24 protein-coding genes are annotated in these 23473 nt (G+C 70.8%); 18 read left to right on the forward strand and 6 right to left on the reverse strand.

Going from position 1 to position 23473, the window contains the following annotated elements; genetic code table 11:
- The first annotated feature begins 10 nt into the window (after positions 1-10).
- The 5 genes from rhaS to ACFVXC_RS34755 all read left to right on the forward strand — a co-directional run bounded on the left by rhaS (position 11) and on the right by ACFVXC_RS34755 (position 5277).
- Entirely contained in the window at positions 11-1114 is a 1104-nt protein-coding gene (gene rhaS / locus ACFVXC_RS34735) for a rhamnose ABC transporter substrate-binding protein (RefSeq protein WP_389913822.1), read from the forward strand.
- Positions 1115-1171: 57 nt separating this feature from the next.
- The gene (locus ACFVXC_RS34740; protein WP_389913825.1) at positions 1172-2188 is read left to right on the forward strand and encodes a LacI family DNA-binding transcriptional regulator; all 1017 of its coding nucleotides are present in this window, start codon (positions 1172-1174) and stop codon (positions 2186-2188) included.
- Between the two features lie 73 nt (positions 2189-2261).
- Entirely contained in the window at positions 2262-3572 is a 1311-nt protein-coding gene (locus ACFVXC_RS34745; protein WP_389913828.1) for an alpha/beta fold hydrolase, read from the forward strand.
- 41 nt (positions 3573-3613) lie between these two features.
- The gene (locus tag ACFVXC_RS34750; protein ID WP_389913832.1) at positions 3614-4366 is read left to right on the forward strand and encodes a PIG-L deacetylase family protein; all 753 of its coding nucleotides are present in this window, start codon (positions 3614-3616) and stop codon (positions 4364-4366) included.
- Between the two features lie 74 nt (positions 4367-4440).
- Positions 4441-5277, forward strand: a complete 837-nt coding sequence (locus ACFVXC_RS34755; protein ID WP_389913835.1) for an enoyl-CoA hydratase/isomerase family protein — start codon at positions 4441-4443, stop codon at positions 5275-5277.
- 39 nt (positions 5278-5316) lie between these two features.
- On the opposite strand, the gene ACFVXC_RS34760 is transcribed toward ACFVXC_RS34755, so the two are convergent.
- Both ACFVXC_RS34760 and ACFVXC_RS34765 read right to left on the reverse strand, forming a co-directional pair.
- Positions 5317-6240: an SDR family oxidoreductase gene (locus tag ACFVXC_RS34760; RefSeq protein WP_389913838.1), complete on the reverse strand. Its 924-nt coding sequence runs from the start codon at positions 6238-6240 to the stop codon at positions 5317-5319.
- 41 nt (positions 6241-6281) lie between these two features.
- On the reverse strand, positions 6282-7334 hold the full coding sequence (locus ACFVXC_RS34765; protein WP_389913840.1) for an aldo/keto reductase: 1053 nt from the start codon (positions 7332-7334) through the stop codon (positions 6282-6284).
- A 199-nt stretch (positions 7335-7533) separates the two neighbouring features.
- On the opposite strand from ACFVXC_RS34765, the gene ACFVXC_RS34770 reads away from it, so the two are divergent.
- The 13 genes from ACFVXC_RS34770 to ACFVXC_RS34830 all read left to right on the forward strand — a co-directional run bounded on the left by ACFVXC_RS34770 (position 7534) and on the right by ACFVXC_RS34830 (position 20514).
- The gene (locus ACFVXC_RS34770; protein ID WP_389913843.1) at positions 7534-8118 is read left to right on the forward strand and encodes a TetR/AcrR family transcriptional regulator; all 585 of its coding nucleotides are present in this window, start codon (positions 7534-7536) and stop codon (positions 8116-8118) included.
- Positions 8119-8236: 118 nt separating this feature from the next.
- Positions 8237-8830 carry a helix-turn-helix domain-containing protein gene (locus ACFVXC_RS34775; RefSeq protein WP_389914015.1) on the forward strand — a complete coding sequence of 198 codons (594 nt, stop codon included), beginning with the start codon at positions 8237-8239 and terminating at the stop codon, positions 8828-8830.
- 79 nt (positions 8831-8909) lie between these two features.
- Positions 8910-9878, forward strand: a complete 969-nt coding sequence (locus ACFVXC_RS34780) for an NADPH:quinone oxidoreductase family protein (protein WP_389913845.1) — start codon at positions 8910-8912, stop codon at positions 9876-9878.
- Between the two features lie 8 nt (positions 9879-9886).
- Entirely contained in the window at positions 9887-11068 is a 1182-nt protein-coding gene (locus ACFVXC_RS34785; protein ID WP_389914018.1) for an acyl-CoA dehydrogenase family protein, read from the forward strand.
- Entirely contained in the window at positions 11065-12219 is a 1155-nt protein-coding gene (locus tag ACFVXC_RS34790) for an acyl-CoA dehydrogenase family protein (RefSeq protein ID WP_389913847.1), read from the forward strand. The genes ACFVXC_RS34785 and ACFVXC_RS34790 overlap by 4 nt, the downstream gene beginning before the upstream one ends.
- Positions 12220-12343: 124 nt before the next feature.
- Positions 12344-13948, forward strand: coding sequence for an ABC transporter substrate-binding protein (locus ACFVXC_RS34795; protein WP_389913850.1), 1605 nt, complete (start codon positions 12344-12346; stop codon positions 13946-13948).
- 32 nt (positions 13949-13980) lie between these two features.
- Positions 13981-14946: an ABC transporter permease gene (locus tag ACFVXC_RS34800; RefSeq protein WP_389913853.1), complete on the forward strand. Its 966-nt coding sequence runs from the start codon at positions 13981-13983 to the stop codon at positions 14944-14946.
- A complete protein-coding gene (locus ACFVXC_RS34805; protein ID WP_389913856.1) occupies positions 14939-15817 on the forward strand; it encodes an ABC transporter permease in 879 nt (292 codons plus the stop codon). Before ACFVXC_RS34800 ends, ACFVXC_RS34805 begins: the two co-directional genes overlap by 8 nt.
- 86 nt (positions 15818-15903) lie before the next feature.
- Entirely contained in the window at positions 15904-16818 is a 915-nt protein-coding gene (locus ACFVXC_RS34810) for an ABC transporter ATP-binding protein (RefSeq protein WP_389914021.1), read from the forward strand.
- A complete protein-coding gene (locus tag ACFVXC_RS34815) occupies positions 16811-17503 on the forward strand; it encodes an ABC transporter ATP-binding protein (RefSeq protein WP_389913859.1) in 693 nt (230 codons plus the stop codon). The genes ACFVXC_RS34810 and ACFVXC_RS34815 overlap by 8 nt, the downstream gene beginning before the upstream one ends.
- Before the next feature lie 136 nt (positions 17504-17639).
- Positions 17640-18497: a phosphatidylinositol-specific phospholipase C/glycerophosphodiester phosphodiesterase family protein gene (locus tag ACFVXC_RS34820; RefSeq protein ID WP_389913862.1), complete on the forward strand. Its 858-nt coding sequence runs from the start codon at positions 17640-17642 to the stop codon at positions 18495-18497.
- Positions 18498-18654: 157 nt separating this feature from the next.
- Positions 18655-18849: a hypothetical protein gene (locus tag ACFVXC_RS34825; protein WP_160503040.1), complete on the forward strand. Its 195-nt coding sequence runs from the start codon at positions 18655-18657 to the stop codon at positions 18847-18849.
- 84 nt (positions 18850-18933) lie between these two features.
- A complete protein-coding gene (locus tag ACFVXC_RS34830; protein WP_389913864.1) occupies positions 18934-20514 on the forward strand; it encodes a hypothetical protein in 1581 nt (526 codons plus the stop codon).
- 36 nt (positions 20515-20550) lie between these two features.
- On the opposite strand, the gene ACFVXC_RS34835 is transcribed toward ACFVXC_RS34830, so the two are convergent.
- From ACFVXC_RS34835 to ACFVXC_RS34850, 4 genes are all read right to left on the reverse strand, one after another.
- Entirely contained in the window at positions 20551-20994 is a 444-nt protein-coding gene (locus tag ACFVXC_RS34835; RefSeq protein ID WP_389913866.1) for an RNA polymerase sigma factor, read from the reverse strand.
- Between the two features lie 3 nt (positions 20995-20997).
- Positions 20998-22182 carry a phosphodiester glycosidase family protein gene (locus tag ACFVXC_RS34840; protein WP_389913869.1) on the reverse strand — a complete coding sequence of 395 codons (1185 nt, stop codon included), beginning with the start codon at positions 22180-22182 and terminating at the stop codon, positions 20998-21000.
- A 199-nt stretch (positions 22183-22381) separates the two neighbouring features.
- On the reverse strand, positions 22382-22738 hold the full coding sequence (locus tag ACFVXC_RS34845; protein WP_389913872.1) for a DUF779 domain-containing protein: 357 nt from the start codon (positions 22736-22738) through the stop codon (positions 22382-22384).
- Between the two features lie 55 nt (positions 22739-22793).
- The gene (locus ACFVXC_RS34850; RefSeq protein ID WP_389913874.1) at positions 22794-23267 is read right to left on the reverse strand and encodes an ATP-binding protein; all 474 of its coding nucleotides are present in this window, start codon (positions 23265-23267) and stop codon (positions 22794-22796) included.
- Positions 23268-23473: the final 206 nt, after the last annotated feature.

Below are 23473 nucleotides of genomic sequence, written 5' to 3' on the forward strand. Positions count from 1 at the left end.
GGGACCACCGATGCTCTCTCCTCGCCGATCTGTCCGCCGCTCCGCCCTCACCCGCGCCTGTGTGACCCTGGCCGCCGTCACCTCGCTCGCCCTCACCGCCACCGCCTGCTCAGGCACCACCAAGGAGTCCTCGAAGAACGACGACGCGGGCAAGGCCTCGAACGCCAAGGCCGACCCGGACGCGGCCACCAAGAAGGGCCTCACCGTCGCCTTCCTGCCCAAGCAGGTCAACAACCCGTACTTCACCGTCGCCGACAAGGGCGGCGAGAAGGCGCTCAAGGAGCTCGGTTCCTCGTACAAGGAGACAGGGCCCAACAGCGCCACCGACACCAGCGGGCAGGTCAGCTACGTCAACACGCTCACCCAGCAGCAGGTCGACGCCATGGCCGTCTCCGCGCAGGACCCCGGCGCCCTGTGCACCGCCCTCAAGCAGGCCATGAAGAACGACATCAAGATCGTCACGTACGACTCCGACACCAACCCCGGATGCCGTGACGTCTTCGTCTCGCAGTCCAGCGCGGAGGCGCTCGGCCGCACCCAGGTGGAGCTCCTCGGCAAGCAGCTCGGCTACAAGGGCGACATCGCGATCCTCTCCGCCGCCCAGACCGCGACGAACCAGAACACCTGGATCGGCTACATGAAGAAGGAGCTGAAGAAGCCCAAGTACAAGGACATGAAGCTGGTCAAGACGGCCTACGGCAACGACGACGCCCAGCAGTCCTTCCAGCAGACCCAGGGACTGTTGCAGGAGCACCCGAAGCTGGCCGGGATCATCTCGCCGACGACGGTCGGCATCAAGGCGGCCGCCCAGTACCTCTCGGGATCCAAGTACAAGGGCAAGGTGAAGCTCACCGGCCTCGGCACGCCCAACGACATGCGCCAGTACGTGAAGAACGGCACCGTCGAGGGCTTCGAACTGTGGGACCCGGCCAAGCTCGGCGCGCTCGCCGCCCACGCCGCCGTGGCTCTGAAGTCCGGCCAGATCACGGGCAAGAAGGGCGAGAAGTTCGAGGCGGGCGACCTCGGCACCTTCACCATCGGTGACAAGGGAGTCGTCGATCTCGGCGAACCGACCGTTTTCGACAAGAAGAACATCGACCAGTACAAATTCTGAGGGGATCGCACGCGGCACCGCACAAGGCGTCGCACGAGCAGAGGAACAAGGGGACGCATGGTCGGCATCAAAGACGTGGCGAAGCACGCCGGTGTGTCGGTGGGCACGGTGTCGAACGTGATCAACCGTCCGGACGTGGTCTCCGAAGAGACCCGTCACCGGGTGCAGTCCGTGATCGAACGGCTCGGCTACGTCCGCAGCGAGTCCGCACGGCAGCTGCGCGCGGGCCAGAGCCGCATCATGGCGCTCCTCGTGCTCGACATGGGCAACCCCTTCTTCGTGGACGTCGCGCGCGGTGCCGAGCGGGCCGCGCGCGACGCCGGGCTCCGCGTCATGATGTGCAACAGCGGACAGAGCCCCTCCGAAGAGGCCGAGTATCTGGCGCTCTTCGCGGAACAGCGGGTACGTGGCGTCCTGCTGACCCCGGCCGACGCGACGGGGCGCAACATCGAGGCTTTTCGCAGACACGCCATCCCGTTCGTCCTGGTCGACCGGGTCGCCGAAGGCGCCACCGAGTGCTCCGTCTCCGTGGACGACGTCCTCGGCGGAGCACTCGCCGTGCGCCACCTTCTCGACACGGGGCACCGCAGCATCGCGTACGTGAGTGGCCCGCCCGGACTCAACCAGGTCAAGGACCGCAGGCAGGGAGCGTTGCAGGCCCTGGCCGAGGCCGGTCTGCCGGCGTCGGCGCTGCGGGAACTGCCCACCGAACACCTCGACGTGGCCGCGGGGCGCGACGCGGGCGCCCGCGTCCTGGGGCTCGCCGAGCGGCCGACCGCCGTCTTCTGCGCCAACGACCTGCTCGCCCTCGGGGTGCTCCAGTCGATGTACGCGGCCGGGGTCGGCGTGCCCGAGGACATCGCCATCGTCGGCTACGACGACATCGAATTCGCCGCCGCGGCCGTCGTCCCGCTCACCTCGGTGCGTCAGCCCGCCATCAAGATGGGCGCGATGGCCGCGGAACTCCTCCTGGAGGAGTCCGAGTCGGACGCCGACTCCGAAGAACATGATCACCGGCGCGTGGTGCTCCAGCCGGAGCTGGTGGTGCGGCGCTCCAGCCTTGCGCCCCGCTGAACGCTCCCACGGCGGGTGTGCTGAACTGTGGCGAAGTGTCCCGTTCCGTATTCGCCCACGTCCAGGAGCCCTCTTGACCGCCACCGCCTCCTACCGTCAGCCCGGCGTCGTCCTCACCGACCACCGCTTCTCCGTTCCCCTCGACCACGACGACCCGGCGGGGGAGCGGATCGAGGTCTTCGCCCGCGAGGCCGTGGCGAGCGCGCACGGGGACGCCGCGGACCTGCCGTGGCTGGTGTATCTGCAGGGCGGCCCGGGATGCGGGGCCAACCGGTTCGCGGGCAAGGAGGCGTGGCTCGGCCGGGCGCTGCAGGACTTCAGGGTGCTGCTTCTCGACCAGCGCGGAACGGGCAGCTCCACTCCGGCCACGCGCCAGACGCTTCCGCTGCGCGGCGGCCCCCGCGAACAGGCCGACCACCTCACGCACTTCCGCGCCGACTCCATCGTCCGCGACTGCGAGCTGATCCGGCGCGAGCTGACCGGCGGAGCACCCTGGACCGTCCTCGGCCAGAGCTTCGGCGGCTTCTGCGCGACCCACTACCTGTCGGCGGCTCCCGAAGGCCTGCACACCGCCATCATCACCGGCGGCCTGCCCACGCTCGACGGCCACGCGGACGACGTCTACCGCGCCGCCTACCCGCGCATGGAACGCAAGACCGCCGCCCACTACGCCCGCTACCCCCAGGACGTGGAGCGCGCCCGCCGCATCGCCGCCCACCTCGCCGAGCACGAGCCGGTCCTGAACGGCGGCTACCGCCTCACCGTCGAGGCGTTCCAGTCCCTCGGCATGCTGCTCGGCTCGAAGGACGGCAGCCACCGCCTGCACTACCTCATCGAGGACGCCTTCGTGCGGACCCCGGCGGGGCACACGCTCTCCGACGCGTTCCAGGAAGACGTACAGGCCAGCCTGTCCCTCGCGAGCCGCCCGCTCTTCGCGCTGATGCACGAGACGATCTACGGCCAGGGCGAGCGGCCCACCGACTGGTCGGCCGAGCGGCTGCGCGGCGAGTTCCCGCAGTTCGACCCCGGCAGGACTCTCGCCGGGGACGCGCCGCTGCTGTTCACCGGGGAAGCGGTCCAGCGCTGGCAGTTCGACTGCGATCCGGCCCTGCGGCCCTTGCGCGAGACCGCCGAGCTCCTCGCCGCACGCACCGATTGGGCGCCTCTGTACGACACGGCACGCCTCGCCGCGAACGAGGTGCCCGCCGCCGCTGCCATCTACCACGACGATCTGTATGTGGACACCGAGCACTCACTGCGTACGGCGCGCTCCATCCGCGGCCTGCGGACCTGGGTCACCGACGAGTACGAGCACGACGGCCTGCGGGTGGGTTCACCGCGCGTCCTGGACCGGCTCCTCGCGCTCGCCCGGGGCGAGGCCTGAGGTCACCCCGCCCGGGGGATCCGCGAAGCTAGGCTGCGGGCATGACAGAGCCGTTGCATGTGAACGACCAGCTCACACCCATGCCCGAGGACTGGCAGCGCGCCCTCGCCGTCGTGGCCCACCCCGACGACCTGGAGTACGGCTGCTCGGCCGCGGTCGCCGGTTGGACGGACGGCGGTCACGAGGTCGCCTACCTCCTGGCCAGTCGTGGTGAGGCGGGCATCGACACCCTGGACCCCGTCACCTGCGGGCCGCTGCGCGAGAGGGAGCAGCGGGCAAGCGCGGCGGTCGTCGGTGTGTCGACCGTGGAGTTCCTCGACCACAAGGACGGCGTGATCGAGTACGGGACGGCCCTGCGCCGCGACATCGCCGTCGCGGTCCGCAGGCACCGCCCCGAGCTCGTGATCACGCTCAACCACCGCGACACCTGGGGCGGCGTCGCCTGGAACACCCCGGACCACGTCGCCGTCGGCCGCGCCACTTTGGACGCCGTGGGGGACGCGGGCAACCGCTGGATCTTTCCCGAGCTGATCGAGGAGGACGGGCTCGAGCCCTGGGGCGGTGTGCGATGGGTGGCCGTCGCCGGTTCCTCGTCGCCCACGCACGCGGTGGACGCGACGGCCGGTCTTGAGCGTTCCGTGCGCTCGCTCCTCGAACACCGCACGTACATCGAGGTGTTGACGCGGGAGGACCCCGAGAAGTACTGCCGCGAGTTCCTCACCGGCAACGCGGAGCGGCTGGCTCCGCGCTTCGGCGGGAGGCCCGCGGTGTCCTTCGAGGTCTTCAGCCGCTGAGCGGCTCCCGCTAAGCTGACGGCCCGTCAGCTAATTGACGGGCCGTCAGGAGCGTCGGCAGGAGCTGGTCCTGGATGATCGACACCATCGGTACGCACATCGCGGAGGGTGAGGAACGGCTGCGCCTCGACATCGAGGACGGCATCGGCGTCCTCACCCTCTGCTGTCCGCGCAAGCTCAACGCGTGGAGTTGGGAGTCCACGCGCCAGCTGGGCATCTTCGCCGACCGGATCCGCTTCGACGACTCGGTCAGGGTGGTGCTCCTGCGGGCCGAGGGGCGGGCGTTCTGCGCCGGGATCGACGTCACCGCGAGCAACAGCGGTGCGATCGGCGGACGTTCGGGATCAGAGCGCACCCGCAATTACTACGAGGGCCTGCGCTGGGTCCACGAACGTTTCCGTGCCTTCGCGGGTCTGCCGCAGCCCATCGTCGCCGCCGTGCAGGGATACTGCCTGGGCTTCGGCTTCGAGCTGGCGCTGATGGCGGATGTGCGGATCGCGTCCGACGACGCGGTGTTCGCGCTGCCCGAGGCGCAGATCGGCCTCGCGGTGGACGCGGGCGGCGATCTGCGCATCGCGCGCGACGCGGGCGCGGGCTGGGCCAAGCTGCTCTCGCTCACCGGACGCCGCATCGACGCGGCCACGGCCGAGCGGCTGCGTCTTGTCCAACTCGTCACCCGGCTCGCTGAGGTGGGCGGGACGGCCCGTGAAGTCGCCGAGGAGATCGCGGCGAACGGTCCGCTGGCCGTCCAGGGCATCAAGCGGGCCATCGACGCGTACGCGGACGCGGGGATGGACGCCGCCCTCGACCGGGTCGCGATGAACGCGGCGATCACGCTGACGTCGGAGGACTCGCGTGCGGGGTACGCGGCGAAGCGGGAGCGGCGGGCGGCGACGTTCGAGGGGAAGTGAGGTGCGCGGCTGTCGCTGGATGGGGAGTGAGGCGCGCGGTTATCGCTCGAAGGGACCTCGCCCCATCTGTTCGCGCACCGTCACCACTTCCGGGCTCACCAGACCCCGCCGCTGCCAGTTCGCGCCGTCGACCACCAACGTGTGCCCGGTGATGAAGCGGGCGTAGGGCGAGGCGAGGAAGGTCGCGGCCCAGCCCAGTTCGCGCGGGGCGCCGACGCGGAGGGCGGGCTGGCGAGCGCCCAACTGCCCTGCCTGCGAAGCTTGTGCGGGCGCCGCCCGGTCCAGATTGTCGCGGATGTCGTCGGTCATGTCCTCGTGCGGCATCAGCCCCGGCACCAGGCCGTTGACCTGGATCCCGTACGGACCCCACTCCACCGCCAGGCTCTCGACGAGGCTCTTCACGCCCGCCTTCGCCGCCGCGCTGTGTGCGAAGCCGGGGCCGCCCGTCCACGCGTACGACGCCCCGATGTTGATGACGGAGCCGGGTGAGCCCGCCGCGAGATGACGGCGGGCGAACTCGCGCGTCATGAAGAACGTCCCGGTCAGGGTGGTGTCCACGACCGCTCGCCACGCGTTCGGGGACATGTCCTCGGCCGGCACGGGGAAGTTCGCCGCCGCGTTGTTGACCAGGACGCCCGGCAGGCCGAACGCGTCCTGCGCCGCGTCGAAGACCTCGGCGACGCGCTCGGGGTCCCGGATGTCGCACGCCACCGCCGCCACCCGCCCACCGAGAGCGCCGAGTTCGTCCCGCGCCGCCTTCAGCCGCTCCTCCTTGCGGCTGGCGATCACCAGGTCGGCGCCGAGTCGCGCGAACTCCGCGGCGATCGCTCTGCCCAGGCCTGTCCCGCCACCGGTCACGAGGACGGCCGCCCCGTCGTACGTCCCCTCCGGCAAGGCGCTCGTGCCCGGCGGGGCGGGAGCCGCAAGCCCCGGCGGGGTCCCTTCGTTCGCATCGTCCGTCATGGCCGCATCGATATCGCGGAACGCCTCAAAGTGCCATGCCCTCAGGCCCCTTCGGGGGTACGGCGGCGACGCTTCGGGTCGGCCAGGACGGCCGCGTGGTAGCCCGTGTCCTCGGAGTTGAGGTCGGTGCCGGGTGCCACGACGCGGTCGATGCGGTCGAGGACGTCGGGCTCCAGGACGATGTCCGCGGCGCTGAGCTGGTCGTGCAGATGCCCGGCGGTGCGGGGGCCGATGATCGCTGCGGTGACCGCGGGGTGCGTGGTGACGAAGGCCAGCGCCAGCTGGATCAGTGTCAGGCCCGCTTCGTCGGCGATGCCGGCGAGTTCGGTGGCGGCGTCGAGCTTGGCCTGGTTGCCCGGTACGGCCAGGTCGTAATGGGAGAGCGTGGTGCGGAAGGGCATCGTCCGTGTGCGGTGACTGCCGAGGTCGGCCGCCTCGCGGTGCCAGCGGCCGGAGAGCCAGCCTCCGGCCAGCGGACTCCAGGTGAGTACCCCCATCCGATACGTCTCGCAGGTGGGTAGTACGTCACCCTCGATGCCCCGGGCCAGGAGGGAGTAGGGCGGCTGTTCGCAGACGAAGCGTTCGCGATGCCGTCGCTCGGCGGTCCACTGCGCCCGCACGATCGTCGAGGGGGCGAACGTCGAGGAGCCCGCGTAGCGGATCTTTCCCGCGCGGACGAGATCGGAGAGCGCGCCCAAGGTCTCGTCGAGGTCCGTCGCGTCATCGGGCCGGTGTACCTGGTACAGGTCGATGTGATCGGTGCCCAGACGGCGCAGGCTCTCCTCGCAGGCCCGGACGATCCAGCGCCGTGAAGCTCCGCGCTCGTTGAGGCCAGGACCCATGGGGCTCGACACCTTGGTCGCCAGGACGACATCGTCGCGCCGTCCGGCGACCGCCTTCCCGACGATGGTCTCGGACTCGCCGCCCGAATAGACGTCGGCCGTGTCGATGATGTTGACGCCCGCGTCGAGTGCCGTGCGGATGATGCCGATCGAGGCGTCGTGATCCGGGTTTCCCCACTCCCCGAACATCATCGCGCCCAGACACAACGAGCTGACGCGGACTCCTGTACTGCCGAGCGTGCGGTACTGCATGACGTGGGCGGTCCTTCTGTGGTCGCGCTGGTGCGAGGGGACGGCCTGCGGAACCTGCTACCGTCACCTTAAACGGAGTCGACTCCGCTTGCTCTTCACGCTAAACGGAGTCGACTCCGCATTGCAAGCCGCAAGCCGCAAGCCGCAAGCCGCAAGCCGCAAGCCGCAGCTGAAGCCGCAAGCCGAGAGGGAGAACCGCATGCCTGAGCCGTCAGGCCGACCGATCCGGGCCGACGCGCGGGCCAACGAGGACAAGCTGCTCGCCGCGGCCGCCCTGGCCTTCGCCCGTGACGGCGGAGCCGCGACCCTGAAGCAGATCGCGAAGGACGCGGGCGTAGGGATCGCCACCCTCTACCGACGCTTCCCGACCCGCGAGCAACTGGTCGACGCCACCTACCGCTACGAGACGGCTCGGCTCGCCGCCCGGACGTCGGACCTCCTCGGTGAGCTGCCCGCCGACCGGGCCCTGCGGACGTGGATGTCCCAGGTGCTCGACTATCTCGCCGCCAAGCACGGGATGGCCGACACGCTCAAGACTCTTCTGCGGAACGACGAGCGGCTGAGCTCGCAGACGCGCGAGCAGCTGACCGGCGCGATCGAGGAGTTCCGTCTCGCCGGGATCACTCAGGGGGTGATCCGCGCGGACGTGCCGTCGCCCGACATCCTCATGGCCCTTGCGGGTGTCACCCTCGTGGCCGGGGATCTCCATCAGCGCGAGCAGGCCGAGCGGCTGCTCGACCTCCTGATGGACGGCGTCACCCGCCCGGGTGTGGGTAAGGATTGACAAATGCCTTTGCCGATTCTGCAATGGAGTCATGAAGGCGACCGAAAGCAGCAAGACCGCGACCGTCACCGGAGCCGACGGCGTGGAAGGCGTGGAAGGCGACGAAGACGACGCGGCCATGAACGGCGTTCTTGCCGAGGTGGGCCCCCGCCTGCGCCGCATCCGCAAGGAACGCGGCGCGACGCTCGCGGGTCTCGCCGCCGCCACCGGCATCTCCGTGAGTACCCTCTCGCGTCTGGAGTCCGGACACCGCAAGCCCAGCCTCGAACTCCTGCTCCCCATCGCCCGCGCCCACCAGGTCGCCCTGGACGAGCTCGTGGGCGCCCCGCCCGTCGGCGACCCCCGGGTGCGGGCCAAGCCGATCGTCCGCCACGGCCGCACGATGGTCCCGCTGACCCGGCAGCCCGGTGGCCTCCAGGCGTACAAGGTGGTCGAACCCTCCCGCTCCGTCCGGCCCGACCCGCAGACGCACGAGGGGTACGAGTGGCTGTACGTCCTGTCAGGGCGGCTGCGGCTCGTGCTCGCCGATCATGACGTGGTCCTCACGGCGGGCGAGGCCGCGGAGTTCGACACGCGCCTTCCGCACTGGTTCGGGTCCACGGGGGAGGGGCCCGCGGAATTCCTCAGCCTGTTCGGGCCGCAGGGGGAGCGGATGCACGTCCGGGCGCGGCCCGCTCAGCGGTCCGCGCGGCACAAGCCCGAAGCGGACTGACGAGACGGTTCCCCTGCCCGCAAGCGACCGCTTAGTATGCGACGGAGCCCGGTCTACGAAAGCCCCGTGGAGGCCCCGCATGCAGGCATGGCAAGTGCACCAGAACGGCGAGCCGGGCGCGGTGATGCGCCTCGAAGAGGTGGACCGGCCGGTGCCGGGCGAGGGGCAACTGCTCCTCAAGGTCCGCGCCGCCAACATCAACTTTCCCGACGCGCTGCTCTGCCGAGGGCAGTACCAGGTCACGCCGCCGCTGCCGTTCACGCCCGGCGTGGAGATCTGCGGTGAGACCGAGGACGGGCGGCGCGTGATCGCCAACCCCGCTCTTCCGTACGGCGGCTTCGCCGAGTACGCGATCGCGGACGCGGCGGCCGTACTGCCCGCGCCCGACTCCCTGGACGACGCGGAAGCCGCCGCGCTGCACATCGGCTACCAGACCGGCTGGTTCGGCCTGCACCGCCGCGCGCACCTCCAGGAGGGCGAGACCCTTCTGGTGCACGCGGCCGCCGGCGGCGTCGGCACCGCCGCCGTCCAGCTCGGCAAGGCGGCGGGCGCCAAGGTCATCGGTGTCGTCGGCGGCGCCGCGAAGGTCGAGGTGGCGCGCGAGCTCGGCTGCGACGTGGTCATCGACCGGCGTACGGAGAATGTCATCGGCGCCGTCAAGGAAGCCACCGGCGGCCGTGGCGCCGACGTCATCTACGACCCCGTCGGCGGCGACGCGTACCTCCAGTCGACCAAGTGCGTCGCCTTCGAGGGGCGGATCGTCGTCGTCGGCTTCGTGAGCGGTGTCATCCCGACTCCCGGCCTCAACCACGCCCTGGTGAAGAACTACTCGGTCGTCGGCCTGCACTGGGGCCTGTACAACGCCAAGGATCCGCAGGCGATCCTCCGCTGCCACGAGGAGCTCACCCAGCTCGCGGCGAAGGGTGCGATCAAACCGCTCATCAGTGAGCGCGTGGGGCTGAGCGACGCTGCCGCCGCTGTCCAGCGGGTCGCCGACGGCGTCACCACGGGACGGGTGGCCGTGCTCCCCGAGGGAGGCGACGTATGACGGATGCCGTGCCGGATGCCGCTGAACTGCGCCGCCGCACCGAGGAGTTCCTCGCCGCGCATCCGCCCGCGACGACGGAGCGGGCGGTGTTCCTCAAAGCCCGCTTCGACGCCGGACTCGCATGGGTGCACTACCCGATAGGGCTCGGCGGGCTCGGGGCCCCACGCTCCCTGCAGGCCGTCGTGGACGCCGAGTTGGAGGCCGCGGGCGCGCCCGACAACGACCCGCGCCGCATCGGGATCGGCCTCGGCATGGCGGCACCGACCATCCTGCGCTTTGGCACCGAGGAGCAGAAGCGCGGCTTCCTGCGTCCGCTGTGGGTCGGCGACGAGGTGTGGTGCCAGCTCTTCAGCGAGCCGGGCGCCGGGTCCGACCTCGCGGCGCTCGGGACCCGCGCCGTTCGTGACGGCGACGCCTGGGTGGTCAACGGGCAGAAGGTGTGGACGTCCGGCGCGCACGCCGCCCGCTGGGCCATCCTCATCGCCCGCACCGACCCGGAGGTCCCCAAGCACCGAGGCATCACCTACTTCGTCTGCGACATGACCGACCCCGGCGTCGAGGTGCGCCCGCTGCGTCAGATCACCGGCGAGGCCGAGTTCAACGAGGTCTTCCTCACCGATGTGAGGATCCCTGACGCGCACCGCCTCGGCGAGATCGGCGACGGATGGAAGGTCGCGCAGACCACCCTCATGAACGAGCGCGTGTCCATCGGCGGCTCCCGCATACCGCGCGAGGGCGGCATGATCGGCCCGGTGGTCGACGCTTGGCGGGAGCGCCCCGAGCTGCGCACGCACGACCTGCACCAACGGCTCCTCAAGCTGTGGGTCGAGGCCGAGGTCGCCCGGGTCACCGGGGAGCGGCTTCGCCAGCAGCTCGTCGCGGGGCACCCGGGTCCCGAGGGTTCGGGCATGAAGCTCGGGTTCGCGCGCCTGAACCAGGAGATCAGCGGCCTGGAGGTGGAACTCCTCGGCGCGGAGGGGCTGTTGTACGAGGACTGGACGATGCGGCGCCCCGCGAAGGTCGACTTCGTCGGCCGTGACGCGGGCTACCGCTATCTGCGGGCCAAGGGCAACAGCATCGAGGGCGGCACCAGCGAAGTGCTGCTCAACATCGTCGCCGAGCGCGTCCTTGGACTGCCCTCCGAGCCGCGTACCGACAAGGACGTCGCGTGGAAGGACCTCGCCCGATGAACACGCCGACAACGCCGACAACGCCGCCGACGCCGCCGACGCCGACATCACAGAGCTCGCAGCGCGACCTGCTGTACTCCGAGGACGAAGAGGCGCTGCGCGCGGTGGTGCGCGGTCTGCTCGCCGATCACTGCGACGCCGCCGCAGTGATCACCCGCACCGAGTCCGCCGAGCCGCACGACCGTGAGCTGTGGAAGGCGCTCACGGACGGCATGGGTCTCGCCGGTCTTCTTGTGCCCGATGAGCTCGGCGGGCAAGGGGCCACGCACCGTGAAGCCGCCCTCGTCCTTGAGGAGTTGGGGCGCGCGGTCGCACCCGTGCCCTATCTGACCAGTGCCGTCATCGCGACCGAGGCGCTCCTTGCCTGCGACAGCGACGCGGCGAGGGAACTCCTGGGCGCGCTCGCGTCGGGACGCAGGATCGGCGTGCTCACCGTGCCACTGGCCACCGCTCCGGGCGGCATCCTGCCCGACGTACGGGCGGAGGGGCAGGTGCTGCACGGCAGCGTCACCGGTGTCGCCGACGCGGTCGCCGCGGATGTGCTCCTCGTACCGACGAGCGCCGGGCTCTTCGCGGTGGACGCGGGCCTGGACGGTGTGACCATCGTGCCGCAGACCTCGCTCGACCTCACGCGGCCGCTCGCCACGGTCACCTTCGAAGGGGCACGCGCGCGCGTGGTCGGTGCGCGATCCGGACCCGCCGTACGGCGCGGACTGCGGGCGGGGGCCGGGCTCCTGGCGTCCGAGCAACTGGGCCTCGCCGACTGGTGCTTGACCGAGACCGTCCGTCACACGAAGGAACGGCATCAGTTCAACCGGCCCGTCGGCTCCTTCCAGGCGCTCAAGCACCGGCTCGCCCAGCTCTGGCTGGAGGTGGTCAACATGCGTGCCGCCGCCCGCAACGCGGCCGACACCCTCGCCGCGGGCAGCGAGGACGCGGATGTCGCGGCGGCTCTCGCGCAGGCGTACGCGTCGCCCGCCACGGTGCACATCGCCGAGGAGGCTCTCCAACTGCACGGCGGGATCGGCATGACCTGGGAGCACCCCGTCCACCTCTACCTCAAGCGGGCCAAGGCCGACTCGATCGCGCTCGGCACGGTGGGACGCCACCGGGAGGAGCTGGCCGCACTGGTCGACCTGCCCGCGCCCTGACCTCGACGACTGCGCGGTCGCCGTGATCCGCTCGGTACGGCCCGCGCGGTTTACCCACCCATTACTTCAGGCATAATTGCGACTCGTTCGCAATAACGTTTGATCTTCAGTAGGAGTGTGGAGCATGAGGGCCCGATCGATACGGGGTACGGGCGCGGTAGCGGCGGCCGCCTCACTGGCGGTCGCCGCTACGGCCTGTTCGGCGCCGGGCGACGGCAAGGGCGCGGGCGGGGCCAAGGACTCAGCGGTCGTCGGCATCGCGTACGAACCGGACACCCTGAGCCCGCTCCTCGGTTACGGCAAGGACGGCAACTCCAAGATCTTCGACGGTCTGCTCACACACGACGCCGACATGAAGCTCAAGCCCGCGCTCGCCGCCGCGCTCCCCAAGGTCGGTGACGACGGCAAGACCTACACCTTCAAGCTGCGCGAAGGCGTCAAGTTCAGCGACGGGAAGCCCTTCACGGCCAAGGACGTCGTCTTCACCTACGAGACGATCCTCGACAAGAAGACCAACAACGCCGCCAAGACCGAGCTCGACGCCGTCAGACAGGTCGAGGCGAAGGGTGACGACACCGTCGTCTTCCACCTCAAGTACCCCTACGCGCCGTTCGCCGAGCGCACCGTCCTGCCGATCGCGCCCGAGCACATAGCGGGCAAGCAGGATGTGAACACTGGTGAGTTCACCACCAAGCCGGTCGGCACGGGCCCGTACGAGCTCGTGAAGTGGTCCAAGGGCGAGAAGCTCACCTTCAAGGCCAACCCCGGCTACTGGGGCGGGGCCCCGAAGGTCAAGAACTTCACCATGGCGATCATCAAGGACGACGACATCCGGGCCACCCGGCTCGACGCCGGTGAGCTCGACGGCGCGATCCTGCCGCCCAACCTCGCGAAGAAGTACAAGAACGACGGCAACGACGGCAATAAGGCCTCGTACGCCGCCAAGACCTTCGACTACCGCGTGGTGACCCTGCCCACCGGCAACAAGGTCGCGGGCGACGCCGACATCCGGCGCGCGCTCGACACCGGCGTCGACCGCAAGGCGATGGTCGACTCGATCCTGGACGGCGCGGGCAAGGAGGCCTATGGCCCGGTCCCGACCGACAGCCCCTGGTTCACCAAGGGCACCGAGCGGAGGCACGACCTCGCCGCGGCGAAGAGGATCCTCGACAAGGCGGGCTGGAAGCCGGGCAAGAGCGGCGTCCGCGAGAAGGACGGCGTCCAGGCCGCGTTCCCGCTCTGGTACCTCTCCGGCGACAAGCTCCGCCAGGACCACGCGCTCGCCTACGCCTCCGACGCCAAGAAGCTCGGCATCAAGGTAGCGGTGCAGGCCGGTACGTGGGAGGTCATCCAGCCGCGCATGCCCAAGGACGCGGTCCTCGCGGGCGGCGGCTCCCCGGCCGACCCGGACTTCGACCAGTACACGCTCCTGAAGTCCTCGCTCGCCGGTGACGGCTTCAACAACATGGCCCACTACGACAACCCCAAGGTGGACAAGGCGCTCGACAAGGCCCGCGAGAGCGGTGAGCACGCCGAGCGGCAGGCCGCGTACGACACCGTCCAGCGTGAGCTCGTGAAGAACCCGGGCTACACCTTCCTCACCCACATCGACCACCTCTACGTCGTCGACAAGCGCTTCGGCGACCTGACCACCCAGACCGAGCCGCACGACCACGGCCTCGCGTCCGGGCCGTGGTGGAACGTCGAGGACTGGCAGCCCGAGCAGTGAGATCCGCGCTCCACAAGCTCCCCTGGGGGCCGATGGCGCGCATGACGGGACGGCGGGCCCTGTTCGCCGTCCCTGTCCTGCTCGCCGTGACCTTCGGCGTCTTCGCGATCGCCGCCGCGTCCCCCTTCGACCCCGTCAAGGCATACGCGGGCACCGCCGGACTCACCGCGTCGCAGGAGAACCTCGACCAGCTGCGCGCCAACCTCGGCGTCGACCAGCCGCTCGTGCAGCGCTGGTGGCACTGGCTGACGTCGGCCGTGAGCGGCGACCTAGGGGACTCCAGCACCCTGCGCCAGCCCGTCTCCGACGTCATCGGTGAACGCATCGGCTGGTCCGTACTGCTCGCCGCCACCGCGTTCCTGCTCGCCATCCTCGTCGGCACCACGCTCGGCGTCCTCGCCGCGCGCCGCCCCGGCGGCTGGCTCGACCGCGCCGTGGCCTCGCTCGCGTACACACTCGAAGCGGCGCCGCCGTTCTGGATCGGCCTCCTCGCCGTCTGGCTCTTCGCCCTGAAGCTGGGGGTGCTGCCATCGGGCGGGCTCACGGACACCGCGAGCTCGGCCGTCACGGCCGGACAGGTCGCGAGTCATCTCGTGCTGCCCGCCGGCGTCCTCGCGATCTCGCAGCTTCCGTGGTTCGTGCTCTACGTACGCCAAGGGGTCGGCGACGCACTCGGTGACGACCCCGTACGTGGCGCCCGCGCGCGCGGGCTCGTCGAGCGGACCGTGCTCCTGGGACACGCACTGCGCTCGGGGATGCTGCCGGTACTCACCCTGATCGGCTCACGCGTGCCCGAACTGATCACCGGGGCGCTCCTGGTGGAGACCGTCTTCAGCTGGCCCGGCATCGCGGCGGCCACCGTGTCGGCGGCGACCGCCGTGGACTTCCCGCTGCTCGCCGCGCTCACGGTCCTCGCCACGGTGGCGGTGCTCCTGGGCAACCTCCTCGCCGACCTGCTGTACGGACTCGCCGACCCGAGGGTGGGATTCGATGGCTGAGACGACGACGTGGCGCGCCTCCTCGGGCGGCGCCTCCAAAACTCGCTCCACGCGCGCGTGGCGGGTGCGTTCATCCGCGGTGATCGTCGCGGCCATCGTGCTCGCCGTGCTCCTCGTACCCCCGCTGGTGAACCTCGACGAACAGGCCGTGAACCTCGCGGCCAAGCTTCGACCACCCTCCTGGTCGCACCCCTTCGGCACCGATGACGTAGGGCGCGACCTGCTCCTGCGCTGTGTGTACGGGCTGCGGGTCTCGCTGCTCGTGGGCGTGGTGGCGGCGGTCGTGGCGACCGTCATCGGTACGGCCGTGGGCGCGCTCGCCGCCGCGTCGGGCGGCTGGGTGGACCGGGTCGTGATGCGGCTCGTGGACGTCTTCTCGTCCGTACCCCACCTGCTGCTCGGCATCTTCATCGTGGCGATGTTCCGCCCCGGCGTGTGGCCGGTGGTCGTATCCGTCGCGCTCACGCACTGGCTGTCCACGGCCCGCATCGTGCGCGCCGAGGTCCTGTCGCTGCGCTCGCGTCCGTACGTCGACGCGGCCATCTCCGGCGGCGCTTCCCGCGTGCGCGTCACCCTGCGCCATCTGCTGCCCGGCGTCCTTCCGCAGGCCGGACTCGCCGCCGTCCTGATGGTGCCGCACGCCATCTGGCACGAGTCCGCGCTGTCCTTCCTGGGCCTTGGACTCCCCACCCACCAGGCGAGCCTGGGCACCCTCGTGCAGAGCGCGCGCGGCTCGCTCCTCGCGGGGGACTGGTGGCCGACGCTCTTCCCCGGCCTGTTCATCATCGTGCCCACCCTGGCGATCGCGGGCCTCGCGGGCGCCTGGCGGGAACGGATCAATCCCCGGCGCCGATCGGAGCTGATGCTGTGACCGAGCCCGTCTCGAACCCGTCCCTCTCGCACTCATCTCCTTCGTCCCCGGTGCTCTCCGTACGAGGTCTCTCCGTACGGTTCCGCATGCGTGGCGCCACCTTCGTCTCCGCCGTCACCGACGCCCACTTCGACCTGGCGGCGGGGGAGTGCCTGGCCCTCGTCGGCGAGAGCGGCTGCGGAAAGTCCGTGCTGGCGTCCGCGCTGCTCGGACTCCTTCCGCGGAACGCGGAGACGGCCGGGTCCGCGCTCATCGGCGACGTGGACCTGCCGACCGCCGACGAACGCACCCTGGCCCGCACGGTCCGGGGGCGCCGCGTCGGTCTCGTACCGCAGAGCCCGGCCGCGCACCTGACGCCGGTGCGGACGGTCCGCGCCCAGCTGGAGGAGACCCTGCGGGAGCTGACGGATGTACGCCGCCCGCAGCTGCGCAGTGCCGCCGAGGCCGCCGCCGAGCGTGCCGCATTCCCCGCCGGACACCTGGACCGCTACCCGCACGAGCTCTCCGGCGGCCTCGCCCAGCGCGCCGCCACCGCGCTCGCGCTCATCGGTGACGCGCCGCTGCTGCTCGCCGACGAGCCGACGACGGGCCTCGACCGCGACCTCGTCGACCGCACGGTGGACGAGCTGCGACGGCACGTGGGCGACGACCGCGCGCTGCTCCTGATCACCCACGATCTGGCCGCCGCCGAACGCATCGCGGACCGCGTCGCCGTGATGTACGCGGGACGCATCGTCGAGATCGCCGAAGCCGAGGACTTCTTCGGTACCCCCGGGCCCCGGCACCCCTACGCGCGCGGCCTCCTGAACGCCCTCCCGGAGCGGGAGTTCACGCCAATCCCCGGCATGCCGCCCGAACTCTCCGCGCTGCCCTCGGGGTGTGCGTTCGCGGCGCGCTGCCCCAGGGCGGACGAGGCCTGCGAAGCCGTGCCGCGGCCCAAGAGCGGCGTCGCCTGCCACCACCCCGATCCGGCGGCCGTGCTGGAGGCGCCCCGTGCTTGAACTCCGTTCCATCACCGCCGGATACGACCGCCGCGCCCCCGTCGTGCGCGGCGTTGACCTCACCCTCGCGCCCGGCGACTCCGTCGGCCTCCTCGGCCCCAGCGGCTGCGGCAAGTCGACCCTGGCCCGGGTCGCCGCCCTGCTCCACAAGCCCGACGCGGGCCGTGTCGTCATCGACGGCGAGCCCGCGCGCGGCTGGCGGCACCGTGCTCCCCGCGCCCAGCGCACCGCCTTCGGCGTCGTCTTCCAGCAGCCCCGGCTGTCCGCCGACCCGCGCCTGACCCTCTCGAACCTGATCGCCGAGCCGCTCCGCGCGACCGGGCGCGGGAGCGAAGCCGTCGACCGGGTACGGGAGTTGACGGCCACGGTCGGACTCGGCGACGACCTCCTGAGCCGCAGGCCGCACGAGGTGAGCGACGGCCAGTTGCAGCGCGCCTGCCTGGCCCGCGCCCTGGTGCTCCGCCCGCGCTGGCTGATCTGCGACGAGATGACGGCGATGCTGGACGCCTCTACGACGGCGGCACTCGTGCACGCCGTGGAGGAGTACCGGCGAGGGAGCGGCGCAGGGCTGCTCGCTGTCGGGCACGACCGGGTGCTCCTGGAGCGTTGGTGCGAACGGACCGTCCACTGGGGCGATCTCGTCACCGATGAGAACGTGGCCACAGGAGCTGGCGAACGGGCGTGAGGCGGCGCGCGTCTCCCGGAGTTAACGCGGAGCGTCGAAAGCGCCAACTCCGTTCTGCAAGGGGTTTCTTGACGCGGGCATGGCCTCATACTCACTGAGGCCCCCCGTCGTCCCCCCGCCCCTTCCGGGAGTCTCCATGGCACTTGTCACCCGTCGTAGAGCCCTCACCATCGGTGCCGCGCTCGCCGGCACCGCCGCCGTCCCCGCGTACGCCCAGGCGAGCGAGCGCGGACACGGCCCCCGCCCCCTCATCCGGGCCCACGCGCACAACGACTACGACCACCCCCGGCCCCTGTTCGACGCGCTCGGCCACCGCTTCGGCAGCGTCGAGGCCGACATCTACCTCGTCGACGGCCAACTCCTGGTCGCACACGACCCGATCGACCTCGACCCCACCCGCACCCTCGAATCGCTCTACCTGGACCCCCTGTCCACCCGGGTGCGCGCCAACCGCGGGTCCGTGTACCGGGGTTATCACCGCACCCCCTTTCAACTCCTGATCGACATCAAGACCGAGGGCGCGGCGACGTACCTCGAACTCGACCGTCACCTGAGCCGCTACCGGCACCTGTTCACCACGTACTCCTACGGCAAGGTGCGCCGCGGCCCCGTGACGGCGGTGATATCAGGTGACCGTGCCGCCCGCGCGCCGATGGAGGCCCAGCGTGTGCGCCGCGCCTTCTACGACGGCCGCCTCGCCGACCTGGGCAGCGCGGCGCCTGCCTCACTCATCCCGCTGATCAGCGACAACTGGACGCTCAACTTCGGCTGGCAGGGAGTCGGCGAGATTTCCGCCGCCGAACGCGACAAGCTGCGCGGCATCGTCTCGGCCGCCCACAAGCGCGGGCAGCGCGTCCGCTTCTGGGCGACACCGGATCTGGCGGGACCGGCACGCGACGCGGTGTGGGGCGAGCTCCTCGCCGCCGGTGTCGACCACCTGAACACGGACGACCTCGCGGGGCTCGAGGCCTTCCTCGGAGCCCACGGACAGTAGTTCCCGGCCCGGATACGGTTCGGATGCGGCTCGGCTGAAGCAACGCCCCGGCACATAACACCCGTTCGGAGGACATGCCGGTCGCCCGGACGGTCCCTCCGCTGCGCCACACTCGGCCCAGAGCCGCGGTGCCGACGTGGCGGAGGAGGTTGTCCCGATGGCCATTTCGGTCTCTGTGGTGCTGCTGCTGGTGATCCTGGCGGTGGTTTTTCTGCGCAACGGCGCACTGAAGTTCTCGCACGCCCTGGTCTGTGCGCTGCTCGGCTTCTATCTGGCGAGTTCGAGCATGGCGCCGACCATTCACAACGGGGTCACGGCCGCCGCGGACATCGTCAGCGGCCTGCAACCGTGATCGTTCAGTCATGATCATTGCGTGTTCATGAACAACTGTCATCTTTCCATGGACACTTCAGGGAGCTGGCCCTAGCTTCGGCGCATGCCGCGTCGCAGAACCCTCAACAGTGCCCTCGTCCTGACCGCGCTCACGGTCTTCGGCGTGTCCTTCGCGTCTCCGGCCCAGGCGGACGACATACCGAAGGCGCCGGGGCACAGGCTCGTCGACCAGTACACCGGCGGGCCCGCGGACGCCCGCCCCCTGCCCGGCGAACAACCGCCCCAGCACCCGTACCTGGCAGCCAACGGCCGCAGCGGGATGCACGCGGACGCGGCGGGCAGCGGAACGTATCCCTGGAACGGCCCCCTGGGGAAGAAGCCGCAGGTCAGCAGCGAGAAGATGGCGGCGCTCGGCGGTGAGTGCGCCACCGTCACCTTCGACAAGGACGGCCGCATCGTCACTGTCTGCGGCACGTTCACCGGCTTCCTGGTCAAGCTGCTCGACCCGGACACGATGACGACGCTCGCCGAGTACAAGCTGCCGCAGCGCCCCTCCACCGTCGAGGCCATCACGCGCCTCGACTTCTCGAAGATCTTCAAGGACACCTCGGGCGGTGCCTACTCGTATCTCGACAACGAGGACCGGCTCGTCCTGGCCGACTCCCGGCAGCACATCGTCCGGCTCGCGCACGAGCAGGCGGCGGACGGCAGTTGGCGCTTCGTCGTCGACAAGGACTGGGATCTGACGGCACAGGTCCCGCACGACTGCGTCACCTGGTCAAATCTCTACCCGAGTGGCGAATGCGACCCGGTCACCTCGGTCATGCCCGACTGGGAAGGCCGTATCTGGTGGGTGACCCGGCAGGGGCGCGTCGGCACGGTGGACCCCGGGTCCGGTGACATCCACTCCATCCGGCTCGACGGCGAGGAGATCCAGAACTCGTTCTCCGTCGCGCGGGACGGCGTGTCGATCGTCTCCGACCACGCGCTCTACAGTTTCCGGGCCGGGCCGGACGGCACCCCGAAGGCCGACTGGCGCCAGACCTACGAACGGGGGACAGGCACCAAGCCCGGCTCGGTGAACCAGGGTTCGGGCACCACGCCCGACCTCTTCGGCAAGGGCGACGCCGACTACGTGGCGATCACCGACAACGCCGACGACCGCATGAACGTCCTCGTCTACCGCAGGGGCGCCGACGTCGCCGACGACAAGCGCCTGGTGTGCAAGGTCCCCGTCTTCGGCTCCGGCGCGTCCACCACCGACAACTCACTGATCACCTGGGGCAACAGCCTCGTCGTCGAGAACAACTACGGCTACGAGAACATCACCTCGCTCACCTTCGGCCGCAGCGTCGTCGGCGGCGTCAGCAGGATCGACGTACGCGAGGACGGCAGCGGCTGCGACACCGTGTGGGAGAGCGACGTCCGCGCCCCCTCGAACGTGCCCAAACTGTCGACCGCCTCCGGACTGCTGTACTTCTACACGAAGGAGCCCAACAGCCTCGGCATCGATGCCTGGTACCTGACGGCCGTCGACTTCCGCACCGGCGGGACCAAGTGGAAGCGTCTCGCAGGCACGGGCATCGCGTACGACAACAACTGGGCGCCGGTCACCCTGGGGCCGGACGGCACGGCGTACGTGGGCGTGTTCAACGGTCTGGTGGCGGTCCGGGACACCGAGTGAAGGTGCCACGCCCGCACTCGCACGATGGGCCAGGGCTCAGCCGACGCGGTCGGCCGGGCCCACGTCCAGCCAGGTGCAGCGGTCCGTGGCGGCGTTCTCGCCGCGACTCTTGTGGTTCGTCTCCAGAAGCGGCAACTCCCGTTCCTCCGCAGGGATTGAGGCAAGCAGCTCGCGAAGGTGCGCAGTCACCGCCGCCGCGTCGAGCCGCGCGTCCACCGCCTCCCACGGATCGTCACGGCCGTCGCCCGGCGGTCCTGGGCGCTGCCGCTCGATCCGCCGCCAGTGCGCCGACAACACGTTGCGGGCCACGCCGAACAACCAGGCCCTGGCGGGTCCGCGGATCGCGTCGAAGCCACGCCTGGCCGCGTACGCCTGGAGCCAGAGCTCGGCGAGCAGATCGTCGGCGGCAGCGGGTGCCCGGCGCGCGAAGTAGCCGTGGAGAGCTGTCGAGATCCCCGACCTGAGTTCGCGCCCCGTCACCGGCTAGCCCCGCGAGAACACGCCGATGCCGTTCGCCACCGGGCGTTCGGCGCCGCCGCTCGGGTGATTGCGTACGGTGACGGCCTCCGCGCCCGGGGCCCTCGCGACCAGGGTGGCGGACGAGACCAGGGTGGAGGAACCGCCGCCGTCCAGGCTGAAGCCCTCCTGCGCGCCCAGCCCCTTGAGTGTCCGGGCCACTTCGGCGATGGTCAGCCCCGTACGGAACTCGGGGGAGCCGTCGAGGGAGAGGAGCAGGAGGCGCCTGCCGTCGGCGGAGATTCCGGCAGCCGTCCGCACGGCCGAGGTGACGGAGTCGAGGCCGGGCAGCGGGGCGCCGCCGCGCAGGACCGGAAAGCCGCCGAGCGCGAAACGGAACGGGACGTGCGACCGGGCCGCCACCAGGCGGTGCCACTCGTGCACCCGGTCGCCGATCGAGAGCTTGCGCAACGCCTGCGCGCCCGCCTCACGCCCGACGAGGACCGTGGTGCCGGCGGCGACGGGTCCGCTGCCCGGCGTGTCCGCCGACTGCACGACTCGGCCGCCGCGCACCGCCACCTCATGGGTGTCCGTGCTGCACGGGGCGCCACGATTCGTGTCGGTGCCGCAGGTGGAGCGCACCCGGGAGGTGCTGCCCCAGTCGCTGGTGAACGCGCCGACGGAACCCACGGGAAGGGCGTACTGATTGAGCCCGCCGAGCGGCAGCCGGGTCCGGGGGGTGCGTACTTCGCCTTCGAGCCGGAGGCTGTCCAGGCGGGCCCGGCGGTCGAAGCCCACGCCGAGCACCGCTTGGGTGGTCACACCGGGAGGCATCGCGGGGCCGAAGCGCTGACCGTCCGGCACCGCACCCTTGAGGGCGCGGCCTTGTGCGACCGCCGGGCCGACGGGCGCGCCGGTGGCCTCGACGCCCGGATGCTGGCCCTCGGAGATGTTGAAGAAGTCGCCGTTGATCCCGCCGACCGCTCCCGCCCCGTCCGCGAGCGTGGACACGGCGGAACGGGCGCCGACTTCACCCGGATAGAGCAGCCCGACGCCGGTCCGGGGATCGTTCAGGTCGATGTCGAGCACGTGCGCGCGGGTCGTGCCGTGCGACGCCGGGATGTCGAAGTGCCAGTACTGCACGCCCGGCGCGATCCGCGACGTGACCGTCTTTCCGTCCGCCTCCACGCCGCCGGCCGGTGCCGCTCCCATCAGAGCCGCACCGGCCAGCGTGCCGAATGCCGTCAGTACCGAGAGTGCGACTCTCGCTGTTCTGAACCGTCTTGAGGTCTGCTTGCGCCCTGTTGCCACCGTGCCCCCTGAAGTCGCCCTGGCCGACCAACTGACCCAGTGTGAGGGCCGGTCGGAGAGCGCACCAGAGGGCACCGCCGGACGGGTGCAGGGCCGGTGGCTAGGCGCCGATCAGCCGGGAACGAATGAGGAAACGTACGCCTTCCGGGGCTTCGAGGGAGAAGCCGCTGCCGCGGCCCGGCACCACGTCGACGATCAGCCGGGTATGGCTCCACACGTCGAACTGACTCCTCGACATCCAGAACGCGACCGGTTCCGCCACCCCTTCGACGTCGAGCGACGCCAGGCGCACATCGGAGTCGCCGGTCCGGAACTCGCCCTCCGGGTAGCACATGGGCGCGCTGCCGTCGCAGCAGCCGCCGGACTGATGGAACATCAGCGGTCCGTGGGCCTCCCGCAGCCGCCGCAGCAGATCGGCTGCGGCGGGGGTCAGCTCCACGCGCGGGTCGTCGGTCATGGGCTGCCGCTCCTTGGTCACCGGTCACCGGGCCGCCGTCGAGGCGGTGGCCCAGTCAACTCCGGACGAGGTTGCGCGGAGGTTGCAGCCGAGGCCGGGGCTCCAGGTGCCGTAGGGCGAGCACCGCACGGACCGCCTTGCCGTGGCGGCCGCTGCCGACGACCTCGAGGCGCGCGGCGAGGTGCCGCACCATCGCGAGGCCCCGTCCGCTGTCCCGCTCGGTGCTCGGCTTGAGGACCCGTGGGCCGACAGGGCTCGCGTCGTGGACTTCGACGGTCACGTGGTCGTCGGACACCTCAAGGCGCAGGCGGCAGGGGCTGTGACCGTGCTGGGTGGCGTTGGTGACAAGTTCGGACACGATCAGCGTGGCGTCGTCCACCCGTTCGGCGTCCACTTCCGTGAGGTGCCGACGGGGCCGGGTCAGGAACGCGGAGGTCAACCTCCGCGCCCGGCCGGCCGATGCGGCCTCCTGCGGCAGTGCGTACTCGACGCGGGCGACGTGCCGATGGGTGCGCTGGTACGCACGCATGGCGACTCACTTCCCTCCCCTGGGACAACCGGTGCGTTCGTGACGGGATCCACTCACCGGGCCCCCGGCATGTCTTGCGTGGTCGATCCTGCCCCACGGTGATGCCCGCCCCTGCTGATCGCCAACCAAGCCACTGCAAGCGCGGATGTCACAGTGCCGCGAGACCTTGTGGGCGGCTTCGGAGCGAACGCGTTCGCTCCGAACGT

The sequence above is a fragment of the Streptomyces sp. NPDC058257 genome (assembly GCF_042881845.1).
Classification (GTDB): Bacteria; Actinomycetota; Actinomycetes; order Streptomycetales; family Streptomycetaceae; genus Streptomyces.